The organism is Actinomadura verrucosospora, assembly GCF_039540335.1.
Classification (GTDB): domain Bacteria; phylum Actinomycetota; class Actinomycetes; order Streptosporangiales; family Streptosporangiaceae; genus Spirillospora; species Spirillospora verrucosospora.
This window is the reverse complement of record NZ_BAABEV010000026.1, coordinates 58,322-77,899: the sequence shown is the minus strand read 5'-3', so window position 1 is coordinate 77,899 and position 19,578 is coordinate 58,322. Positions and strand designations below refer to the sequence as shown.

Sequence of the window (19,578 nt, the reverse complement as noted above, 5' to 3'; positions counted from 1 at the left end):
CGGTAGCCGGAAGATCGCTTATGGTAGTCGAGGTGGTGCCGTCGACATGGTCAATCACGGATATGACGAGTATTTTTCCGCCGAAGAAGTGGGTGTTCACCCACAGATCACTCGCTCCCCAGCAAGATCATTCTTTACCTGGGAGAGGCATCTCCAGGGGAACTGGGAGTGTTGAGCTGGGCTCTTGTGTGCGGCAGGTTGTGGTCATGCGTCGGCCTGCCTGGTCAGGTGGTGGGACACTCCAGTGCGGGAGGGGATCATAGGATTCGGTTTTCGTGTCGGTGTGCCCGGAATGAGTGTGCGAGTCTCGACCCGCGGGGTGCGCACTTCGGTCGGTCCCCGGGCCGCGCGGGTCAGTATGGGATCCGGTGGAACACACCTATCCAGTGGCATGGGCCCGTTCTACGCATCCACTTCCCTTAACGGCGGGCGGAAGCGAACAACGACGACACGGCGCGCACCGGCCCGCCGCTCCACAGCCCCGTCCGCGGCCCAGCTAGAGCGAGCCCGGCGCCAAGCCGAACGCGCTCAGCAGGCGGCAGAGCGGGACGCCGCGATCGCCCAACTGCAGGAACTGCGGCGCCAATCCACCAGCGTCCACCTGCAGGACTTTCCCAAGGCCGCACCTCCGGTCGTCCCCCTCCCCCGCAGCTCGGACTCGCGTGGGCGCGCGCGGAGGCGCTGGCGTTCCATCTGCAGGGCATCGGCTGGCTCGCGCGGACCGCACGCGCGGCCGCCAAACAAGCCACCGAGCAGGACGCCGCCGCCTACCTAGGCGCCGAGCAGGCCCGCCTGCAGCAACTGCACCAGCAACTGGCAGCCGAGGCGGCGCAATGGTGGAAGGCGCTGCTCTGCAACGATGAAGACATCGTGTGCGAGGCGGTGAACACCGCGTTCGCCGACAACCCCGCCGCCGGCTGCGCCGTCGGCGTCCAGGACGGGATCCTGTCGGTGGTGATACGCCAGCAGGACCTGGACTCCCTGCCCGACCAGACCCCCGGTATGACGTCCGCCGGCCGGCCCACATTGAAGAAGCTGACCCAGCGCGACCGGATGCTGTGGTGGCTGACCACCCTCGGCTCCAACATCATCGCCACCCTCAAAGAGGCCTTCGCCACCGCACCCGCCATCACCGCCATCGACCTGGCCGCCCTCACCCGCATCCCCGACACCCAGCGGCTCGGCATAATCGCCTACGGACGCTGGACCCGCCAGGCCGTGGAGAGCACCCCCTGGCGCCAGCCGCAAGACGCGCTGCACTTCCTGGACATCGGGCAGGAAGTGGCCTGCTCGATCACCACAACCGCGTCCGGCAATCTGTCCACCAAGGTCAAGCCCCTGGACACCGACAAGGTCGCAGGACTTCGCACCTTGTTGGCAAGCCTCCAGGACGACGCCGAACCCGCCACCGCGTCACTGGCGCGCATCGAGACCGGCATGGCCAACGCTCCCGTGCCGCCGCAACCGCCTGCAGCCGACCACTATCAGCTCACGCCCTTCGCGCAGGTGGAAGCAACAGACGGCACCATCACCGCCCCAGACGCGGCCCCCGATGCCGGCCGCACCGACCCCCCTGCCGCCTCTCCCGCAACCGCAGCCTTCAGTAACGCGCCCGTCCGTGTCGCAGCCGCTCGAGCCGCTTCCGCCGACGGCGCTGGTGCCGGGGCAGACGGTGGTGCTGCCAGAGACCGCTCACCAAGGGCTCCTGATCACCTTCGGCTTCACCGGTCCGGACGCCGACCTGACCCTACTGCTCATCGGCGAGAACGACCTCGTCGCCAGCGACGAGGACTTCGTGTTCTACAACCAGCCCACAGCCGCGGGCGGAGCCGCCCGCCTGCTCGGCAAAGACGCCACCGGCCCACAGGCCGTTGAACGAGCCGCGCTGCACCTGGCGGCCCTTCCATCCCACGTCCACCGCGTGGTGGTCTCGGTCAACATGGACGTCGACACCGGCCTCCCTGCGAAGCTCTAATTAACGCCTACCTCGAGACCAGTTGCGTCACCGGCGCCGCGTGGCACTTTCCCGTGAGAGCCGACCCGCACATCAAGGCCATGGTCATGGCCGAGTTCTACCGGCACACCGCCAATGGGGCCACTGTGTGGAAGCTCCGTGCCGTAGGCCAGGGATGGTCCGACGGTCTGGACGGATTGGCCCGCGCCTACGGCGTCCACGCACGCCACCAATCAGTCCCCTCTGCCACACAGCCAAGCGGTCGAGCGCCCGCTGGCGACGGTACCGCGGCAGCCCGAGAACGGTGGACAGGAGGCCGGTGCAGTTGCGGGCGTACCGCGCTGCGACCAGAACGTGAGCGTGCTTAGCGAGCCGGGGATCACGGGGTCTGGAAGGTTCGGGAAGCGCCGCGCCGGGCGCCATGGTGCGCCCCCGCCACCGATCGGCCGCCCATCGAGCCCAACGTCGCCACGATCGGGACAATAAGAGCCGACACGATGTTCAGGCTCGTGGTCTACCGGACCCCGATGACCTGGCCTCACCGCAGACCTTGACCAGCCCGAGATGACGCACTCAGGTTGATCGACCGTCTGTGTGAGCGCTTCGGGAAACTGCGAAGCGTACGGTGGCTCCCGAAACTGGCTCCCGAGACTACGAAGCGCTCATTGGAACACACGAGATCACGTCGTTGGCAACGCTCTGACCTGCGGAAACTTGGGGTGGGCGATACTGGGTTCGAACCAGTGGCCTCTTCGGTGTGAACACGATCAATCAAGCCCATGGAAGCCGCCTCTCAACAACACCGCAGCTCAGACAGCATCCTTTGCTCCTTCACAGCGCACCTCAGGGAAGATCAGGTCCGTTGCGATCTCCCACAATTAACACCCCATGCCAACGACCGCACTGACCCAAAGTAGCCGGAACGCCGCGCGGGTTCGATCAGTGCACCGGTCGGGTTGTTCGCCCAGCGCGGCGTTCTCCTCGGTGCGCTGCTTGCGGTGAGCCACCACCAGACTCACCAGGCCACCCAGCCCGGCCACGACCACGAAAGACAGCTCGCCAGATCGAACAGCACCGATGAGGTGATCCGCTTCTCACCTCTGAGGCCGTGCAGGTCTAGCAGCCCTACCCCGGCGTCGTCCCAGCAACGGCCACGGCTGAGGTGCAGGTGCAGCACATGATGAGCGTCGCCTTCGTCGTCGGGTTACTTGCAGTAGGCGGCGAGAGCGGCGGCTCGCTGTCCCCACCCGCGGTCAACTCGGGGCCGCCGGACATGGCCTGCAGGTTCGACCATTAGCGGTCGGGATCGGCCAGGGCGAAGGCCTGGTCGCCAAGTTCGCCGTCAAGGCGGCCGCGCCGTAGGGGTAGCTCCTGGAGGAGCCAATGCAGGCTCTCGCTCGAGGCGCCGATGAAGCTCATCGTCAGGTCGGCCACGCTGGCTGCAACCGGAGACCCGCCCTGGTGGCGATGGCGATCTGGGGTAATGGCCACGCTGGAATCGGCAGCGAAGAAGTCACACTTCCTGATCGCGTCCGTCTCACGGCTCGTTGCACCCTCGAGTGAATATGTCAAGACCGCTTCGCAGCGAGCTCCCAGAACTGGGCGATGGTCTCATCGCTAGAGTCACGGTCGCGCAGAGCTTCGACCGACGCCAGGAACTTGACCCGGAGGATCTGGGGACCGGAGGCGGGCAACGTCATCAGTTCCGCGACCCCCGACTGCTGGAGGATACGAATGAAGTCCGCCCATACGGCGTCACCGTATTCGTGCGGCCAGCGAATGTTGGTGGTGGCGGACTGGTAGCCGTGCTTCAAGACGAAGACAGTGTCGGCCCTCTGTGCGATCTTGTCCAGGAAATACGACGCCGCCTCTTCAAGTCGGCTCTCGGTCGCCGCGTCCTCCCTCAGCGGGACGGGAACGCCCAGCTTGTGCAGCTCACGTGCGACCTCGCTCGGCTTTTCGAGCAGCGCGTCCCGGTAAATCATCTGAGACACGACGCTGCCATCGAAGCTCTTCACCCCATCCAGCGATGCCTGGCCCTTGACCCACAACGTCTCAATGTAACACCTGTCTAGTCGCATGGCCCAGGTGCCCTGGGGCGGAAGGACCAGGGTCCCGAACTCGCACTCCACGAAACGGATGGAGTCGAGCTCGACTTCGGTCAGGTCGAGTCTTTCGAACGTCGCATTTCCGATCAGTGGTATGCCCAGTCGGCCGGTCCGCTGGACCAACCGCATCCACAGTTCTCCGATATTGGAGCGAAGCAGAGCAAGTTGCTCTGCCTGAACCGACGCCGAATTCACCTCGTCGGCCCTGATGATCAGGATCGCGGTCTGTTCCGCGGCGAGACGGACGATTCGCGCGACCGTGGCGACGCGCAGTTGGGCGCGGCGCAGCGTGCCCAACACCTGCTCGAACTGGCCCCGCCGCAGATACTGGAGGATCGCGTCGGCCAGGAAAAAGTCGTAGAACAGTTCATGCTGGAAGGAGAAGCGCCGGTCCGCCGCGGAGCCGCCGGTGACGGCGATCCCGCACAGGACTGAGAGCCGGTCGGTAAGGCCGCGCCGACTCTCGATGTCGGTGCTGCCAAGGCCCATCTCGACCGCGAACTGCAGGTCGTCCAAAGTAACCTCGCGTTCGCCCTTATCCGCCATCAGTTCGGCCAGATTCTCAAAGGCGATCCGGAGTTCTCCGGCGTCCAGCAGAGGGCGTTCCTGATCCCCCGGGGCGATGAGCTTCGCGGCCTCGCGAGCGAGGTACTGCTCGATGATCAGGTCCGGGAGCGGCCGGTCCCGGGGTGTGTCCTGCTGCGTCGCCTGCACAAAGACCCTGGCGAAGAATGGCAAACCTAGAAGCGACTGGTCCTCGTCACCGAGTGCGTCCCGTTCACTGGCTCCCAGCCCGTGTTGCTCAAGGAACTGGACGACTTGGGAGTCGGTCCAGCGCTGGATGAGCGCCACCCGGTGCTCCACGGCCAGGTTACGGTTGCTCTGCGTCTGCTGCAGGCTCGTTCGGTACTGCTGTAGGTAGTACGAGGAGCGGGCGGAGACGACGATGACACCGCGGCCCCCCATAGCTTCAATCCAGGTCCGCAGCGAGCCCAGCGCGTCACCATACCCGAGGCCGCCGAGTAGCTCGTCAAATCCGTCGATGAAAAGGGTGATGAGCCCGTTGCGGCACAGCGTGCGCACAGCGTCCTCATTGAGGTTGCGCGTCTCGCTAACGGCCGCCCCCACGACGGTCTGCAGGCTGCTGGATGCCTGGCCCGTCGACCTCACATAGAGGAACAGGGGAAGTCGATCCTGTGAATCCGTCCCGGCGTTCTCGGCCTCGACCTGCTTCGCTCGCCTCAATGCGGTGCTTAGCAGCGCGCGAGTCTTTCCGATCCCTGCCTCACCTGTCACGAAATAGATGCGGGTCCTGGAACCTCGCACCGCTGGACGCTCGTCCATTTCCTCCAGCAGGGCTCTAAAAGGAAGTGGTGGCCGCGCATCATGCGACAGTTGCAGGTCAGTTAGACGGATCATCGGCTCGATGAGGACCGGCGACGACCTGCGCGCCCATCCCAGCGTCGCCTGCTCTTCCTCGAGCAGGCGCTCTTCGAGGCTTTGCAATTGTTGCCGTATCCTCGTTGCGACGACCGGCCAGTTGGCCATGGCACGCAGGAAGTCAGGATAAGGAATCCAGCGCCCCGACTCCTCCTCCCATTCGCGCTGCTCACCGTACCCAATGCGGAAATTGTCGGATCGTTCCTCGGTTCCGGTGCCGGTCGCCCGCACCCAGATGATATTGACGATACCGCCTCGCTCATCGTGGTGCAGTTCATGATCTCTGTCCCGGAAGCCGTTGAGATCTGCCCGCAGATCTCCGATGAAATCCGGAAGGGTTCTGTCTTCTAGTTTTGGAACCATTGATTCATAGAGGGCGTACATAAGTTTTTCACCGCGGCCGTCCACTCGTACGCTCTGCTGGCCTCGGCGCACATAGACGGGCAACCGCCCGGTGAAATTCGAGAATATGCACCAGTTCCCCAACTTGTCGGCGCACACGAACGGCCACAGGTGCAGTCTGCTGTCAGTCCACTGTAGTTCGACGCGGTCCAGCCCGGCCTCACCCGCAGAGATCACGGTGGTGGCGTTACTCAGGAACTCCATGATGGCACGGGACGTCTCCGCCACAGCGGTACGAGCGCGCACGGTCCATGCCTCTCCGTTGGGGCCATCCGGGATGGCACCCCCATGGAAGACATGGTTCCGCAGCTGTTCGAGACCAGGCACTCCTGCCTCTCCGCTGCCATCTAGCACCACGTGCAGCGCGGATTCGATCAACCGGACGACTCGTTCGACTCCGGCACGGTCGGACCGATCGGGTATTTGCAGGATGGACAGCGCGGTCCTCAGATAGGAGACGTAAGCGCCGTAGCCGGGCGACCGCCCGAGCCTCACCTGATCAGGATCCCTGTTGCGAAGCGCAGCGGCCGTGCACATCGTGACGAAGCGAAGGTGGAAGTCCGACGCCGCGAGACACTCGTGAACCGTGTAGACGCCGTCCGCGCCGGACCGCAGGTAACTGCGCTCCAGCTGGGCGAACTGCTCGGCCGCTAATGTCCCTGTCACGAGCCCCCCTTAGCTCCAGCATTGGTCGCCGATCCGGGCGCCTGACGGCACACAGTCCCCAACCGTCTGTGCTCACATAGAGCACCGCACCACCCCAGGCGGTTAGGAAGAATGACTATATCGCGATATAGCCGATATGAGGGCTACTGTCTGCGGCACAGCCACCAAAGAGCTCAAGGGACACCCGAGCATCCGCTTGCGGGAGCCTCAACCACTCCAGCCGCACTTGGAGATCTCGGTCTGATCGAGGCCGGGACGTGAGACGGCCACCGCTGTGATCGTGTGGGTGTGTGTGAACCAGGGACTTCCACCCTGATCGTGGACACCGGTTGCTATGCGGCAGCGGTCAGCGTAGTTGATCGCTTCTCGTACTCTGTCGGGCTGAGATAGCCGAGAGCCGAGTGGCGGCGGTGGGTGTTGTAGAAGGCCAGCCAGCCAAAGACCGCCAGGCGGGCCTGGGTGATGGTGGACCAGCCGCCGGCGGGCAGAATCTCGCGTTTGAGGCTGGCGAAGAACGCCTCGGCCAGGGCGTTGTCGGCGCTGGAACCGACCGCGCCCATCGACTGGCGTATCCCGGCCGCCGCGCACGCGCCGGCGAACGCGGCTGATGCGTACTGCCCGCCGTGATCGGAGTTGAAGATCACGCCCGGGACCTCGCCGCCGCGGGTCCGCACCGCCGCGTTCAAAGCATCGACGACCAGTTCGGCGCGCATGTGCTCGGCCATCGAGTAGCCCACCACCCGGCGGGTGCCGATGTCGATCACAGTGGCCAGGAACATCCACCGGCCGGCGACCGGCAGATAGGTCACATCCCCGCACCAGCGCTCATCGGCCCGGCCGATGCTGAAGTCGCGGCGCAGCAGGTCCGGCACCGCCGCGGCAGCCCGAGCGGGCACCGTGGTGCGGTAGCGGCGTCGTTGGTGACGGCCGACGATGCCGTGTTCGCGCATCACCCGCTCCACCCGCTTGCGGTTGACCATCGTGCCCGCCTCCGCAGTTCGGCATGCACCCGCGGCGACCCGTAGACGCCGCCCGAAGCGGCATGCACGCCGCGGATCCGTCCGGCCAGCCGCGCATCGCCGGCGACCCGCGCAGCCCGCCCCGGAGCCGAGCCGCACCAGCGGTAATAGCCCGAACGTGACAGGCCCAGCACCCGGCACAGCCGCTGGACGCCGAACGCGCCGCGATGATCCACGGGCGAAGCCGAAGCGGCTCACCAGCTCGTCTCCTTGGCGAAATAGGCGGCCGCCTTGCGCAGGATCTCCCGTTCCAGCTTCAGCTCGGCGACCTCCTTGCGCAGCCGCGCCAGCTCGGCGTCCTTGGCCGTCTCGACCGCCGCGCCGGGCCGCTCGGCCTCCTCGGGGTCTTCATCATCGGTTCGCTCGGCTTAATCTTCCACGAGCGAAAATGGGAGAACACTCACGGAACGCGTATCGCGCAGCCGGTGATGATCGCTCTAGGGCTGGCGGTCGCCATGGCCATACCGTTGCTGCTGCTGCTCATCTGGGTCAAGTACGTATCCCAGCACGAATGAAATACCTGGTCAGGTGGACACTCCGGAGAAATCGATCGGTCGCCGCGAGTGCGCGATGAAGCCTCTGTCTCGTCCTGCCACACGGGGACGACTTTTTAGAATTACCGCGGTCGGCGATACGTCTCAGCGATACGCCACCCGTTGCCTTCCAAGCGGCGAGTCGCCTGCTCGGGCCGGATCGAGGGGTTAAGCCGAGTGCTCAGGTAAGGCGGGTCCCCCGAATCGCAGGGGGCCACAGTCTTCAGGGAAGTACTGTGAAGGGTCATCAGATCTGCCGCTGCCGTACCGCGAACGCTATTCAACTCTCTCACCTTATCCTTGCACTTGCCCTCCTCGCAGGCGGTAAAGCTGACCTGGTCTGATTTCAGCCAGGCGCGCAGGACCGGATCGCGGCCGTAGATCCCGTCGCCGGTCACCCAGTCCGGGAGCCGGCCCTCGGCGTGCAGGTCGGCCAGAATCTGCTGGCCCAGCTCGGGCTTGGTCGCGAACGCGATCTCCTCGGCGACCCCAGCTCGGGCCTCGGTCGGGGTCGGTGGCCCATTCGCGTGGAAGGTAGGGGCGGGCACCGACCAGCGCATGCCCCGCCTGGGTGGCGAAACTGCAGTACACGATGTTGATGGCGTTGGAGACCCGGCCCCGCGCAGCCAACGTACTGCCGCTTGGTCCCGAACGTCGCGGTGCTCTTCTTCTCCTGACCGGACTCGTCCAGAATCGCGACCGTGTCACCATCGTCCCGGCGCTCGCGGACGAAACCACGGACCGCCGCCATCGCGGCCATCGGGTCCCACTTCGCGCGTTCCAGCAGATGTTGCATCCTGCCCGGCGTCGCATCCCCCGCATGCTCAGCGATCGTTCAGCAGTTCTTGCGCGGCAGGTCGCTCACCAGCGCCACCACGTCTTCCTTGGCTGGACCCACGGCTCCCACCTGAAGATCAACGGACTGCTGTCCTACGTTACGGCCGGTGCTTGCCTGCTCAGATCACGTTCTACGACTGCCGTACTACGTCAGCGGGCCACCGAAGCGCCCCCGAGACCACTCAGCATCTGTCGGGCGTTGCGTATCGAGCTGCTGATGGCGTAACCATCGGGCAGTTGAGGGAACCTTGCCCGGCATTTGCCACGGAGATGCCGTCAAAACGGGGCTTCTTGAGAAAAAGAACGTCGGCTTGAACATCTCATGCCCGCGTCTTGATACCCCCTGTCACAAGGGATGCTGATTCACAGGAAGAAATCGCCACAATTCGCGTTCCTTGCACGGACGCAGATGCGCTTTGTCGGAGGGTGCCGCTCATAGTTGGGTCACGGTCTTGATCCGGTGAGGGCCGGATCGTCCCAGGCAGGGGGCCGTTCAGAGCTGGGGGCAACCATGGCAGACCCGACAATCATCAAGATCAGCGACATACTCGAGATGGGGCGGGCGGGGAAATTCGATGTCGTGTCGTTCGGCCGGGCCTTCGAGAAGGGCCCAGAGTGGGTGGCTGAGCTGCTCGACTCGATCGCACGGGGGCTCCCCGTCAGCGGGATGGTGTGGTCCAAGCCGCAGGACAACGCCTGGCCGGACATCGGCCGCTACCACGCGACCACGGAAGCAATGACCTACATCCTGGACGGGCAGCAGCGTTCGACCGCGACTTGTGCTGCGGCTGGTATCCGGCCCGGCTGCTTCCCCGAGTGGATCTGGGAGGCGCTCGGCGGGCCGGCTCTGCAGGCAGGGGTGGTGCTGGAGTCCACCCGGCGGCTGCCCATCCGCCCGTTGAGGAAGCGCCGGCATCCGCAGGTGGCACTCCGCGACCTGCTCGCCGACGATGCCGACATTCCGGAGCTGGTCATCGAGGCCGGGGTGAAGGAAGGCAGCCGGGAAGCCGCTGAATACGCCGCCAAGTTGGGGGACATGCGGCGCCAGATTCTGAACGCCGGCCTGCCGGTCAGCTGGCATTACGGTGATCTGGCCAGCGCCGCCGAGACCTACCGGCGGCTCAACAAGGACAACGGCCTGGCGGACTGGGAATTCCAGACGGTCGCACTGGAACTGGTGGTGCCAGGAGCCCGGCGCGACGTGCTGGACCCGCTGCGCTGGAAGGCGGCGAGCCGCGGCTTTTCCGCGGTGGTGACCGGCAAACTCCTCAACGAACTCATCCAGCGGCAGCTGCCCGCGCGGACCCGGCGCCTGAAGGTCGACAAGGCCGACCCCGCTGAGGTCGTCGCCGCGGTGACCCGCGCCCGGCATGCAGTCGAGGGTGTCATGGACCGCGCCGAGCGTTACGGGCTGGTCGACGCTTCGCTGATCTACATGCCCGCCGGGCTGCAACTGCTGATGCATCTGGCGGCCCGCTTCCCTGAGGCGCTGCAGGACGGGTTCGCGCGCCGGTGGCTGGTGCACGCTCTGGTCACCGACCGGTATCGCACCATCCAGGGGCTGGCTGAACAGGACCTGCGGGTGGTGCTGTCGGCCGCTAGCTACCAGGACGCCTGCCAGGCGCTGGCGGTGCGGATGGCCGCTGACCCCTGGCCGGGAGTGGCGGACGAGCGGCTTCAGTCGCGCGTGCGGGGCCGGTTCGGCACCGTGGCCACGCTGTATGCGCTCGCCTGCGGATGCCCGGCGGGATTGGGGGTGCAGGATCTATTGGAGCCGGAGGCGGTGTTCCCCTCGACTCCGATGACGCTGGTGCCGTTGTGGCGGGGCGAGCTCGAGCACTCTCTCGGCAACTATGTGCTGGCCACGGCGGCGACCGCTGAGGTGTTGCGTGAGCACGGCGGGTGGACGCCGGCCGCCTATGAGCAGCTACGGTGCGGCAACGACGCTCTAGACGCCCAGTGCCTGCCGGTCCCGGCCCGCGGGACGGCCGCGGCCGTTCCGGAGATCGTGGTCAAGGAACGCGAACGTGACCTGCTGCGCCGGCTGGAGGTGTTCATCCAGCAGATGACCCCGCTGCTCCCCCACGCCCACGGCCAGGAGGAGCAGGCATGACCACGACGCAGACGCGCGCTCCGCGAGTGCTGCTGAACGGCGGGGGCACCTCGGTCGCCCGGCAACTGGATGAGTGGTTGGAGCTGGGCGCTGGACACCTGCCCGGCGGAATCACGTTCGTCACCAGCTTCCTGACCTTTCGCGGGCTGATGCTGCTCACCCGCCGGATCCGGGCCCTGATCGAGCGCGGTCACCGGGTGCAGATCCTAATGGGCGTGGCGCCCGATGAATTCGTCTCGCTGTACCGGCTGGCCCGCATCGACGCCACCGGCCCGGAACCGGCCCAGGTCGCAGCGCTGAGCAGCCGAGTCGAGGACACGCTGCGGGCCGAGCTCGACCACATCCCGCTGGGCAAGGACCAGCTGCTGCGACTGCAGGACCTAGCCCGGCTGCTGGACGGCCCGCGGCTGCACTGCCGCCGCTACCAGCGCGGCTACCTGCACGCCAAGGCCGTCATCATCGACCACGACCGCGATCACAGCCACGACGTCCAGGCGATCGTGGGGTCTTCCAACTTCACCCGCGCAGGCTTCACCACCAACCGCGAGATCAACAGTGTCGTCGCCGCTCAGGACGCGCGCGCCATCGCCGCCACGGTGGCGCAGTGGTGGCAGCAGGCCGAGCCCTACGACCTGGCGCAACTGGTGTGGGACCGGTTCTTGGCCTACCCGCCAGCATTGGTATTCCTGCGGATGCTCCACGAGGTCCACGGCGATGAGGTCAATGCACCCCCCAGCCACCTGGGACTGCTGGACTACCAGCGCGACGGCGTGGCGAAGGTCAGAACGATCCTGCGCCGCTATCGCGGAGCGCTGATCGGCGACGCGGTCGGACTCGGCAAGACCTTCATCGCCGGAGAAGTGGCCCGGCTGGCCATCCAGAGCGGGGAGGGCCCGGTCAAGATCGTGGTTCCGACATCCCTGGTGGCCACCTGGCAGGACCGCCTCACCACCTGGGGCGTGAACTGCGAGTTGATTAGCTACCGCAGGCTGGTCAACCAGTACAAGAAGGTGGAGGACGAGGGGCACACCTGGCCGCCGTGCGGGCTGCTGATCGTGGACGAGGCGCACGCGCTCCGCAATCCGCTGACCAAGGGAATGCTCGCGGCTCGGTCCCTGCTGGAAGCCAACCCGCACGCACAGATCGTTCTGATCAGCGCGACCCCGGTCAACAACCACGAGGGCGACCTGATGGAGTTGCTGCTGCTCGCCGACCCGGAGCTGGAGCCGAATTGGATCCCGGAGGAGACCGACGGGGTGCGGCGCACCCACCGCAGCCTCGAAGGGCAACGCCTGTGGAAAGTTCTGCGCGAGGTGTCCCGCGGCAACGCCTCCCAGGCCGATCGAGGTTGGTTTTACGACGTCCTCGAACGCCGCATCCTGCGCCGGGATCGCATCTTCATCCGCCACGCCTATCCCGACAGCGACCTGTCGTTTCCCACGCTGGACCCCCAGCCTGTCTACTACCGCCTCACCGACCACGGCCGACGACTGCTGACCGAGGTCCTGGACTCCGTCGGCCCGGTGGGGCTGTCCGCAGAGCAGGCCGAAGAACTCGCTGAGCTGCGTGGCGAAGCCAAGCCGGGCCCGCAACTCACCTTCGCGGTCTACCAGCGGACGCGGTACCTGCTGGCCGACGACTCCCCCGCCCTGGACGGAGCGGCCACGGCATTGAGCCCGTTGCTGATCCGCTGGATCCGCCTCATGCTGTGCAAACGCCTGGAGTCCTCGGCAGCTGCCCTCTCCCACACCGTCGACTACGTCAAGGCCAAGACCCAGCAGGCATTGGCGGACCTAGACCAGGGCGTCGTCCGCCTTCCCTGCAAACCCGGTCTGCCGCGGCGCCGTAAAGACGTCATCTGGGCCCTCGGCGACGGCGACGCCATCGCCGACTTGATGCTGGAGCCCGGCAAGCCGGAGGACTACCAGGAACTGCCCGCCCACCTCTTCGACATCCCGACGATGCGCGCCGACCTCGACCATGACCTACGGTTGCTGACCCGGCTGGCCGACCTGGCGCACCGCGCCCGCCAAGAGGATCCCAAACGGTCCGCAGTCGCCAAACTGATCCTGCGTGCGCTGGCCGACCCACGCGGACCCAAAGTCGTGATCTTCGCCAGTGCCCGCGCCTCCACCCACGACCTGGGCATGTGGCTGGAGGCCCTGGTCGAAAAGGACGACCGGTTCGCCAAGCTACGCGGCCGCATCGTCAACACCGGTGTCTTCCCGCCACCCGACGACCCTGGGCGGACCGACGCGATGGCACGGTTCGCCCCCGACACCGCGCAAGCACCATCCCGCGACGGGACCATTCCGCCCAAGAGCGACGACTACGACGTACTGATCTGCACCGACATGCTCGCTGAGGGCGTGAATCTGCAGCAGGCTGCCTTCTGCATCAACTACGACCTGACCTGGAATCCCCAGCGGCTCGGGCAACGTATCGGCCGGCTGAGCCGTATCAACAGCGCCCACTCCAAGGTGACCTGCTGGACCATCCTGCCCGACACCGGGCTGGACCTGGTGCTGAGCCTCATGGACCGGCTGATCATGAAAGCCGAAACCGCCAAGGAGACCGTCGGGGTGCCCGACCCGCTGTTCCCCGACTGTCCCACCGGCAGCTACACCAGCCTGGGACGGTGGGCCAGGAACCCTGAGGAATTCCCCGATCTGCTGGACGGCCTGGTCGACGACGACCCGCTCCGCGACCACGGCTGGAACCTTGCCTGGCTGGGCAACGCCCAACGCCTATCAGCGGTCAGACAGGCCATCACCGGCCTGCCCCGAGGCGCCGGCGCCGTCCACCCGGACACCTTCACCAATCCAGGGGTGGTGTACTGCTTCTCGATCACCGACGCTTCCGGCAGACGTGCGGGCGCGGCGTTTGCGCACGTGTACGCCGGCGCACGACACGGCGCAACCGTCCTGGACACCGCCCACTGCCTGCGCCACGCCCGCCTAGACCCGACCGACTGGATCACTTCCGTCGATGCTGCTGGCAAGCCACCAGCGCACACCGACTACCCGCCGATGCCCGACACCCACCTGGCGCTTGTCGGTGACCTACTCGACCATGCCCGCGCTGCCATCGCAGACGCACGCGGCATCCCGGCCGCGCTCGCTGCCGAGCGAATCCAGCTCATCACCTGGATGGTCTTGCCGGCCGCCCGTCCCGCCCGGACGCGCCGGTGACCGGCCACAGCCCGTGGGATCCTCGCCAGCGGTCTGTCGGGCTGCCGTCGCGCTACCAACCACAAACTCGGCCCACACCCACCAAGGCGCAGACCGCGGGGCTGTGTCGAGTCCTCCACATCCACCTAGGCCGGCTCGCCCGCCGTCACCGCGGCACCGACGCAGGGCGCCTTGCTGAGGCATTGATCGCACCGGGAGGACTCCTCGACCGGCTCCACGCCGCCACCTCGAACGCTGCCATCGCCCCGCACGGGCTCGAACAAGCCTGGGGCCTGGTGGCCGCCACCCTGACGGTGGAAGCCGAGACCCTGGCCCGCTTGTGGCCCGATGGTCCCGAGCACGACCTCACCCCGATGACACGAACCTCACCGGCGCAGGAATAGCACATCGCCGCAGATCACGGACTGACTGGGATGCGCGCGCATGGCCCACGAAGTAGCAGAAATCAGTGATGTAGGTGGTTCTCGCCACGGGCCAGGCGACGGTTGCGCCTACATCGGTTCTGACGTCGATCAGGGACTAAGCCCCCGACAGAGGAAATCTTTAGTAGAGCTCTGCCGGCGCGCTGGCCTGGGAACAGCCCGACCCCGAGGTGTCCCACCGCGGCCACACGCCCCCGCCAACTCCCGACAGGATGACGTCTGCGGCACCACCGACTTTTACGGAGAGTGACCTATCGACGGTGGGATCTGGTGACCTCATTCGGGCGGGAGAGAGATGATCTCCCAGATTCCTCCCAGTTGAACGCACTGGGCCTCCTGTCAGGCCGTGGAGCGCCCGTGGTGCAGGGGGTTGGCGCCAACAGCGGCTTTGCCCTGACTTCCAAGTTCCGGGGTAAGAGATGTCCACGCGCAGCGGGTGAGCAATACACGGACGCCCCCGTTATCAGCCCAGGTCAAGCTGGTGGCAAGCTCCTGGGCGTCTGCGGGCATGGCGGGCCGGGTGGCCGGCAGAGCGCATGTCTCGCCAGCACGACGAGTGACCAGCCTCTAGCCGAACCAACTGACCACATTCGAACCGGGGCATGATCCGTACCCCAGATCTGCCCCATGAGTCTCATCACGCGCGGCCCGAATCACTGGCGGACGGCTGACCTGCGGTGATGCCTCGATGAACGTGTGACCACTTCGGCAGACCCGAACAGCAACAAGAGGCCTGCTCTCTTCGAGAGCAAGCCTCTGAGCTGGGGAAACGTGGGCGATACTGGGTTCGAACCAGTGGCCTCTTCGGTGTGAACGAAGCGCTCTCCCACTGAGCTAATCGCCCCTGCGGAACGCGTGTTCCGACGTCGGAAACTCTAGCGCATCTGCGGGGGTGGTCGCGCGCCGGTTTGCGGGGGGCGGGGCTTGGGTCAGCTCCAGAAGGTGGGGTCTTCGATGTTCCAGGGGAGGGTGGCGCCGTAGACGGCCAGGTAGGCGGTCAGGGCGGCTGCCAGGGCGGCGGCGGCGAGGGCGCCGAGGATGGTGTTGCGGCGGCGGGCGCGGGGGTCGAGGGCCTTCTTCTTGGCTCGGTCGGCGGCGGTCCTGGCGCGGTGGAGGGCGCGCTGGGCCCAGGCGAACTCGGTGGCGAGGATGGCGAGGCCGATGACGATGCCGAGGAGGCCGGGGCCGGGGGTCACCATCATGATCAGGCCGCCGGCGAGGACGGCGGCGCCGGTGAGGAAGACGCCGGCGCGCCAGGCGGTGTTGAGGAGCGGGTTGCGCCGGATGCGGGCGCGGAAGCGGTGGGAGAGGCGCGGTTCCGAGGGCGGGGCGTCCTTTTCATGATTTATTGCCACGGTTTTACTCTAAGCCAGCGGATGGGCGCTCGGGAGGCCGCGAGGGTGGGCGGATCGGGCCGCGGGGCAGGCGGGGCGGCACGAAGGAATCTTGCGAATGATCCGCTTTTGCCCAGGTCAGACGCGGGTTTTGCTATGGTGAGATGGATCACAAACGCCGGGGACGCCGGAATGTTCGGCCGAGTTCAGGCAGTTAGGCGTCATAGATCGCGGGGATGTCGGTGGGAAGGAGTACCGCCACCGAGGCACCCCGTGAGCCAGCGGGACCGACGTAAGAGGGAATGGCCATGAACAGCAGTACCACCGTCTCAGCAGAGCTGGGCCTTCGTCTCGTCGTCCCCGACCGCACGACCGTCCCTCTGCTGGCCGGGCTGGAGTACGCGGCCGACGACCCGTACGCGATCCGGATGGCCTTCTACGTGGGCGACGACGAGCCGGTCGAGTGGATCTTCGCTCGGGAGCTGCTCACCGTCGGCATCGTGCGCAAGGTCGGGAACGGGGACGTGGAGGTCTGGCCCGGCGAGGACGACGGCACGCTCAACATCGCGCTGTCCTCCCCGTTCGGGGACGCGCTGTTCGAGGTGCCGCTCTCCCCTCTCGCCGACTTCCTCCACCGGACGTACCAGGCGGTGCCCGCCGGCGAGGAGAGCGAGTTCATCGACATCGACGCCGAGCTGGAGAACCTGCTCTGGCCGTCCTAGGCCGTGTTTTGTGGATCGTGGTTGAGCCAGCGGATGAGGCTGGCGATGGTGACGACGGCGCGGTAGTGGGCGGCGAGCTTGTCGTAGCGGGTGGCCAGGCCGCGGAAGCGTTTGAGCTGGTTGAAGCAGCGTTCGACGACGTTGCGGCGGCGGTAGCGGTCCGGGTCGAAGCCGCAGCGGCGGTGCCCGCGCCGGGCGCGGGCGGCGAGCTGGTCGCTGCGTTCGGGAATGGTGTGCGGGATGCGCCGCTGCCGCAGATAGTCGCGGATGATGCCGGTGGAGTAGCCCTTGTCGGCGATCAGGTGCCCGGGCCGGGTGCGCGGACGGCCCGGCCCGGTCCGGCTGATCGCGATCGCTTCGACGACCTCGATCAGCCGGGTGCAGTCGTTGACGTTGTCGGCGGTCACGGTGAACGCCAGCGGCAGGCCGCGCCCGTCGCAGGCCAGGTGGATCTTGGTGGTCAGTCCGCCGCAACGGCTCAATCCCCGCCCAGGCCGCATCGGTCAACTCATGTCGCCGCACCATGGCCATCATCAAGCCACAAACCAAAGATCCAGATCCGCAAAACAGGCCCTAGCCGGACAGGCGGGCGATGTGGCGCATCTTGTTCATGGCGTCCAGGGCGGCGACCTTGTAGGACTCGGCCAGGGTGGGGTAGTTGAAGACGGCGTTGACCAGGTAGTCGATCGTGCCGCCGCAGCCCATGACCGTCTGGCCGATGTGGACGAGCTCGGTGGCGCCGGTGCCGAAGACGTGGACGCCGAGGAGGCGCCGGTCCTCCGGTGAGACGAGGAGTTTCAGCATCCCGTAGGAGTCCCCGATGATCTGGCCGCGGGCCAGTTCGCGGTAGCGGGACACGCCCACCTCGAAGGGGACCTTGGCCTCGGTCAGGGCGTCCTCGGTGAGGCCGACGAAGCTGATCTCGGGGATGGTGTAGATGCCGATGGGCTGGGTCTCGTGGATCTGCGAGACGGGCTCGTCGCAGGCGTGGTGGGCGGCGAGGCGGCCCTGCTCCATCGAGGTGGCCGCGAGGGACGGGAACCCGATCACGTCCCCGACGGCGTAGATGTGCGGGACCTCGGTGCGGTAGTGCTCGTCGACCTTGATCCGGCCGCGGTGGTCGGCGGTGAGGCCCGCGGCCTCCAGGCACAGGTCGCCGGTCATGCCGTGGCGTCCGGCGGAGTACATGACGGTGTCGGCGGGGATCCGCTTGCCGCTCTCCAGGACGGTGATCGCGCCGTGCGCCATCCGCTCGACGGACGCGACGCTCTCGCGGAACCGGAAGGTGACGGCCAGGTCGCGCAGGTGGTACTTGAGCGCCTCAACGATCTCCAGGTCGCAGAACTCCAGCATGCGCTCGCGGCGCTCGACGACGGTGACCTTGGTTCCGAGCGCGGCGAACATGGAGGCGTACTCGATGCCGATCACGCCGGCGCCGACGACGACCATGGTCTCGGGGATGCGGTCCATGTGGATGATGCCGTCGGAGTCGATGATCGTCCGGTCGTCGAAGTCGACGGTCTCGGGCCGGGCGGGACGGGTGCCCGTCGCGATCACGATGCGGTCGGCGGTGAGCTTCTGCTCGCGGTCGCCGGCCGCGCTGACGGCGATCGTGTCGGGTTCCAGGAAGCGGCCGGTGCCGGGCAGCACGGTGACGCGGTTGCGGGCGAGCTGGCTGCGGACGACGTCGGTCTCGCGGCCGATGACGTGCTGGGTGCGCATCCCGAGGTCGGCGACGGTGATCTCGTCCTTGACCCGGTAGCTCTGCCCGTACAGCTCGCGCTGGTTGAGGCCGGTCAGGTAGAGGACGGCCTCGCGGAGCGTCTTGGATGGGATCGTTCCGGTGTTGATGCAGACGCCGCCCATCATGTCGCGGCGGTCGACGATGCCGACCTTGCGGCCGAGCTTGGCGGCGGCGATGGCCGCGCGCTGCCCGCCGGGTCCCGAGCCGAGGACGAGGAGATCGAAGTCGCTCACTCCGCCAGTGTGACGCCTGGCGGTCCGCCCGATAAGGGCTTCAGGGAACGATTCCCCCGGCCCGTACGGCTTCACCCCGGGTTCAGACCGCTGAGGCGTTCGCACGCCGACCACACCGCCTGCTGCCCCCGCGCGTCGGACGGCCAGGCCGCGCGGCGCGCCCTGGCGTCGACATACGCACTGGTGACGCCCTCCATCCCCGGGCTGGACGCCAGGTGGACGCTGGAGCAGGGGCCCCAGCAGCCTGATCAGCGGGGCGGCGGGCCGGTAGAGGTAGGGGAACGCGCGCAGGGGCGTGGCCCGGTTCCCCGGGGTGTAGGCGTGGCCGGGGTAGGCCACGTTGACGGTCACCTCCCCGTCCAGGTGGGAGGCGAACCGGTGGCTCATCGCCATGAGGGCCGTCTTGGCGTGGTTGGAGTGCGCGAACTTCCACCCGAGGTACTTCTTCTCCCCTTGCAGGTTGCCGGGATCGATCGTCCCGCCGGTCAGGTTGACCACGCGCGCCGCGCCCGCCGCGCGCAGCATAGGCAGGAGCAGGCAGGTGAGGGCGTACGGCGCGAGGACGTTGACGGCGAACGTGGCCTCGACGCCGTCCCGCGTGAGCCACCGCTCGGCGTTCATGCCCCCGGCGTTGTTGACCAGGACGTCGAGGCGGTCGTAGCGCTCGGCGACGTGCTCGGCGAAACGCGACGAGCTGCGCGATCGGATCAGCGCCGCGCTGAGGGAAGGACCCGGCGGCCCCCTCGACGCCTTCGCCGCCGACCTGCTCACCGCCGCCGCGCTGGACGCGGCCGCCCGCGAGTGGCTGCGCTCTGACGGCTCCGCCGACCGCGCCGCCCTCATCGGCCAGGCGTCCACCC

The 19,578-nt window shown here is 67.0% G+C and carries 14 protein-coding genes, 1 tRNA gene and 2 pseudogenes; 7 read left to right on the top strand and 10 right to left on the bottom strand.

The window, feature by feature from the left end:
* The first annotated feature begins 1,552 nt into the window (after positions 1–1,552).
* Both ABD944_RS42530 and ABD944_RS42525 read left to right on the top strand, forming a co-directional pair.
* Positions 1,553–1,975, top strand: a complete 423-nt coding sequence (locus ABD944_RS42530) for a TerD family protein (protein WP_378189856.1) — start codon at positions 1,553–1,555, stop codon at positions 1,973–1,975.
* Positions 1,976–2,055: 80 nt separating this feature from the next.
* Complete coding sequence (locus tag ABD944_RS42525) at positions 2,056–2,322, top strand: TerD family protein (RefSeq protein WP_378189986.1); 267 nt, start codon at positions 2,056–2,058, stop codon at positions 2,320–2,322.
* A gap of 925 nt (positions 2,323–3,247) precedes the next feature.
* Here ABD944_RS42525 and ABD944_RS25700 read toward each other — a convergent pair.
* From ABD944_RS25700 to ABD944_RS42520, 4 genes are all read right to left on the bottom strand, one after another.
* Positions 3,248–3,388, bottom strand: a complete 141-nt coding sequence (locus ABD944_RS25700) for a hypothetical protein (protein WP_345180685.1) — start codon at positions 3,386–3,388, stop codon at positions 3,248–3,250.
* A 134-nt stretch (positions 3,389–3,522) separates the two neighbouring features.
* On the bottom strand, positions 3,523–6,570 hold the full coding sequence (locus tag ABD944_RS25695) for an NACHT domain-containing protein (protein WP_345180682.1): 3,048 nt from the start codon (positions 6,568–6,570) through the stop codon (positions 3,523–3,525).
* Between the two features lie 332 nt (positions 6,571–6,902).
* Entirely contained in the window at positions 6,903–7,550 is a 648-nt protein-coding gene (locus tag ABD944_RS25690) for an IS3 family transposase (protein WP_345180680.1), read from the bottom strand.
* On the bottom strand, positions 7,520–7,723 hold the full coding sequence (locus tag ABD944_RS42520; protein WP_425550319.1) for an IS3 family transposase: 204 nt from the start codon (positions 7,721–7,723) through the stop codon (positions 7,520–7,522). The genes ABD944_RS25690 and ABD944_RS42520 overlap by 31 nt, the downstream gene beginning before the upstream one ends.
* Before the next feature lie 33 nt (positions 7,724–7,756).
* On the opposite strand from ABD944_RS42520, the gene ABD944_RS25685 reads away from it, so the two are divergent.
* Complete coding sequence (locus tag ABD944_RS25685; RefSeq protein WP_345180677.1) at positions 7,757–8,104, top strand: hypothetical protein; 348 nt, start codon at positions 7,757–7,759, stop codon at positions 8,102–8,104.
* A gap of 101 nt (positions 8,105–8,205) precedes the next feature.
* Here ABD944_RS25685 and ABD944_RS25680 read toward each other — a convergent pair whose 3' ends face one another.
* Together ABD944_RS25680 and ABD944_RS42515 are read right to left on the bottom strand one after the other, a co-directional pair.
* Positions 8,206–8,682, bottom strand: coding sequence for a hypothetical protein (locus ABD944_RS25680; protein WP_345180782.1), 477 nt, complete (start codon positions 8,680–8,682; stop codon positions 8,206–8,208).
* Positions 8,683–8,795: 113 nt separating this feature from the next.
* A pseudogene (locus ABD944_RS42515) lies at positions 8,796–8,918 on the bottom strand (IS701-like element ISCARN75 family transposase); the annotation flags it as partial.
* A 552-nt stretch (positions 8,919–9,470) separates the two neighbouring features.
* Here ABD944_RS42515 and ABD944_RS25670 point away from each other — a divergent pair.
* From ABD944_RS25670 to ABD944_RS25660, 3 genes are all read left to right on the top strand, one after another.
* Positions 9,471–11,072 (top strand): DUF262 domain-containing protein, encoded by a 1,602-nt coding sequence (locus ABD944_RS25670; protein WP_345180675.1) that lies wholly within the window; start codon positions 9,471–9,473, stop codon positions 11,070–11,072.
* Complete coding sequence (locus ABD944_RS25665; protein ID WP_345180673.1) at positions 11,069–14,263, top strand: helicase-related protein; 3,195 nt, start codon at positions 11,069–11,071, stop codon at positions 14,261–14,263. The genes ABD944_RS25670 and ABD944_RS25665 overlap by 4 nt, the downstream gene beginning before the upstream one ends.
* A 182-nt stretch (positions 14,264–14,445) precedes the next feature.
* Positions 14,446–14,646 carry a hypothetical protein gene (locus tag ABD944_RS25660; protein WP_345180670.1) on the top strand — a complete coding sequence of 67 codons (201 nt, stop codon included), beginning with the start codon at positions 14,446–14,448 and terminating at the stop codon, positions 14,644–14,646.
* Between the two features lie 811 nt (positions 14,647–15,457).
* On the opposite strand, the gene ABD944_RS25655 is transcribed toward ABD944_RS25660, so the two are convergent.
* Positions 15,458–15,529: transfer RNA gene (locus ABD944_RS25655), tRNA-Val, on the bottom strand.
* Between the two features lie 85 nt (positions 15,530–15,614).
* Positions 15,615–16,040 carry a TIGR02611 family protein gene (locus ABD944_RS25650; protein ID WP_345180668.1) on the bottom strand — a complete coding sequence of 142 codons (426 nt, stop codon included), beginning with the start codon at positions 16,038–16,040 and terminating at the stop codon, positions 15,615–15,617.
* Positions 16,041–16,327: 287 nt separating this feature from the next.
* Here ABD944_RS25650 and ABD944_RS25645 point away from each other — a divergent pair, with 287 nt between their 5' ends.
* Positions 16,328–16,741 carry an SsgA family sporulation/cell division regulator gene (locus tag ABD944_RS25645; protein ID WP_345180665.1) on the top strand — a complete coding sequence of 138 codons (414 nt, stop codon included), beginning with the start codon at positions 16,328–16,330 and terminating at the stop codon, positions 16,739–16,741.
* On the opposite strand, the pseudogene ABD944_RS25640 reads toward ABD944_RS25645, so the two are convergent.
* Positions 16,738–17,235 (bottom strand): annotated as a pseudogene (locus ABD944_RS25640) (IS5 family transposase); the annotation flags it as partial. The gene ABD944_RS25645 and the pseudogene ABD944_RS25640 overlap by 4 nt on opposite strands.
* Before the next feature lie 79 nt (positions 17,236–17,314).
* The gene (gene sthA / locus ABD944_RS25635; RefSeq protein WP_345180662.1) at positions 17,315–19,561 is read right to left on the bottom strand and encodes a Si-specific NAD(P)(+) transhydrogenase; all 2,247 of its coding nucleotides are present in this window, start codon (positions 19,559–19,561) and stop codon (positions 17,315–17,317) included.
* Positions 19,562–19,578 lie beyond the last annotated feature (17 nt).

What these genes read in the sequence shown, in the direction of transcription:
- ABD944_RS25670 (WP_345180675.1), top strand. Translation starts at nt 9,471, where the DNA reads ATGGCAGACCCGACAATCATCAAGATCAGCGACATACTCGAGATGGGG.
- ABD944_RS25685 (WP_345180677.1), top strand. Translation starts at nt 7,757, where the DNA reads ATGATCCACGGGCGAAGCCGAAGCGGCTCACCAGCTCGTCTCCTTGGC.
- ABD944_RS25680 (WP_345180782.1), bottom strand. Translation starts at nt 8,682, where the DNA reads ATGCGCTGGTCGGTGCCCGCCCCTACCTTCCACGCGAATGGGCCACCG.
- ABD944_RS42525 (WP_378189986.1), top strand. Translation starts at nt 2,056, where the DNA reads ATGGTCATGGCCGAGTTCTACCGGCACACCGCCAATGGGGCCACTGTG.
- ABD944_RS25690 (WP_345180680.1), bottom strand. Translation starts at nt 7,550, where the DNA reads ATGGTCAACCGCAAGCGGGTGGAGCGGGTGATGCGCGAACACGGCATC.
- ABD944_RS25665 (WP_345180673.1), top strand. Translation starts at nt 11,069, where the DNA reads ATGACCACGACGCAGACGCGCGCTCCGCGAGTGCTGCTGAACGGCGGG.
- ABD944_RS42530 (WP_378189856.1), top strand. Translation starts at nt 1,553, where the DNA reads ATGCCGGCCGCACCGACCCCCCTGCCGCCTCTCCCGCAACCGCAGCCT.
- ABD944_RS25645 (WP_345180665.1), top strand. Translation starts at nt 16,328, where the DNA reads ATGAACAGCAGTACCACCGTCTCAGCAGAGCTGGGCCTTCGTCTCGTC.
- sthA (WP_345180662.1), bottom strand. Translation starts at nt 19,561, where the DNA reads ATGAGGGCGGCGCGGTCGGCGGAGCCGTCAGAGCGCAGCCACTCGCGG.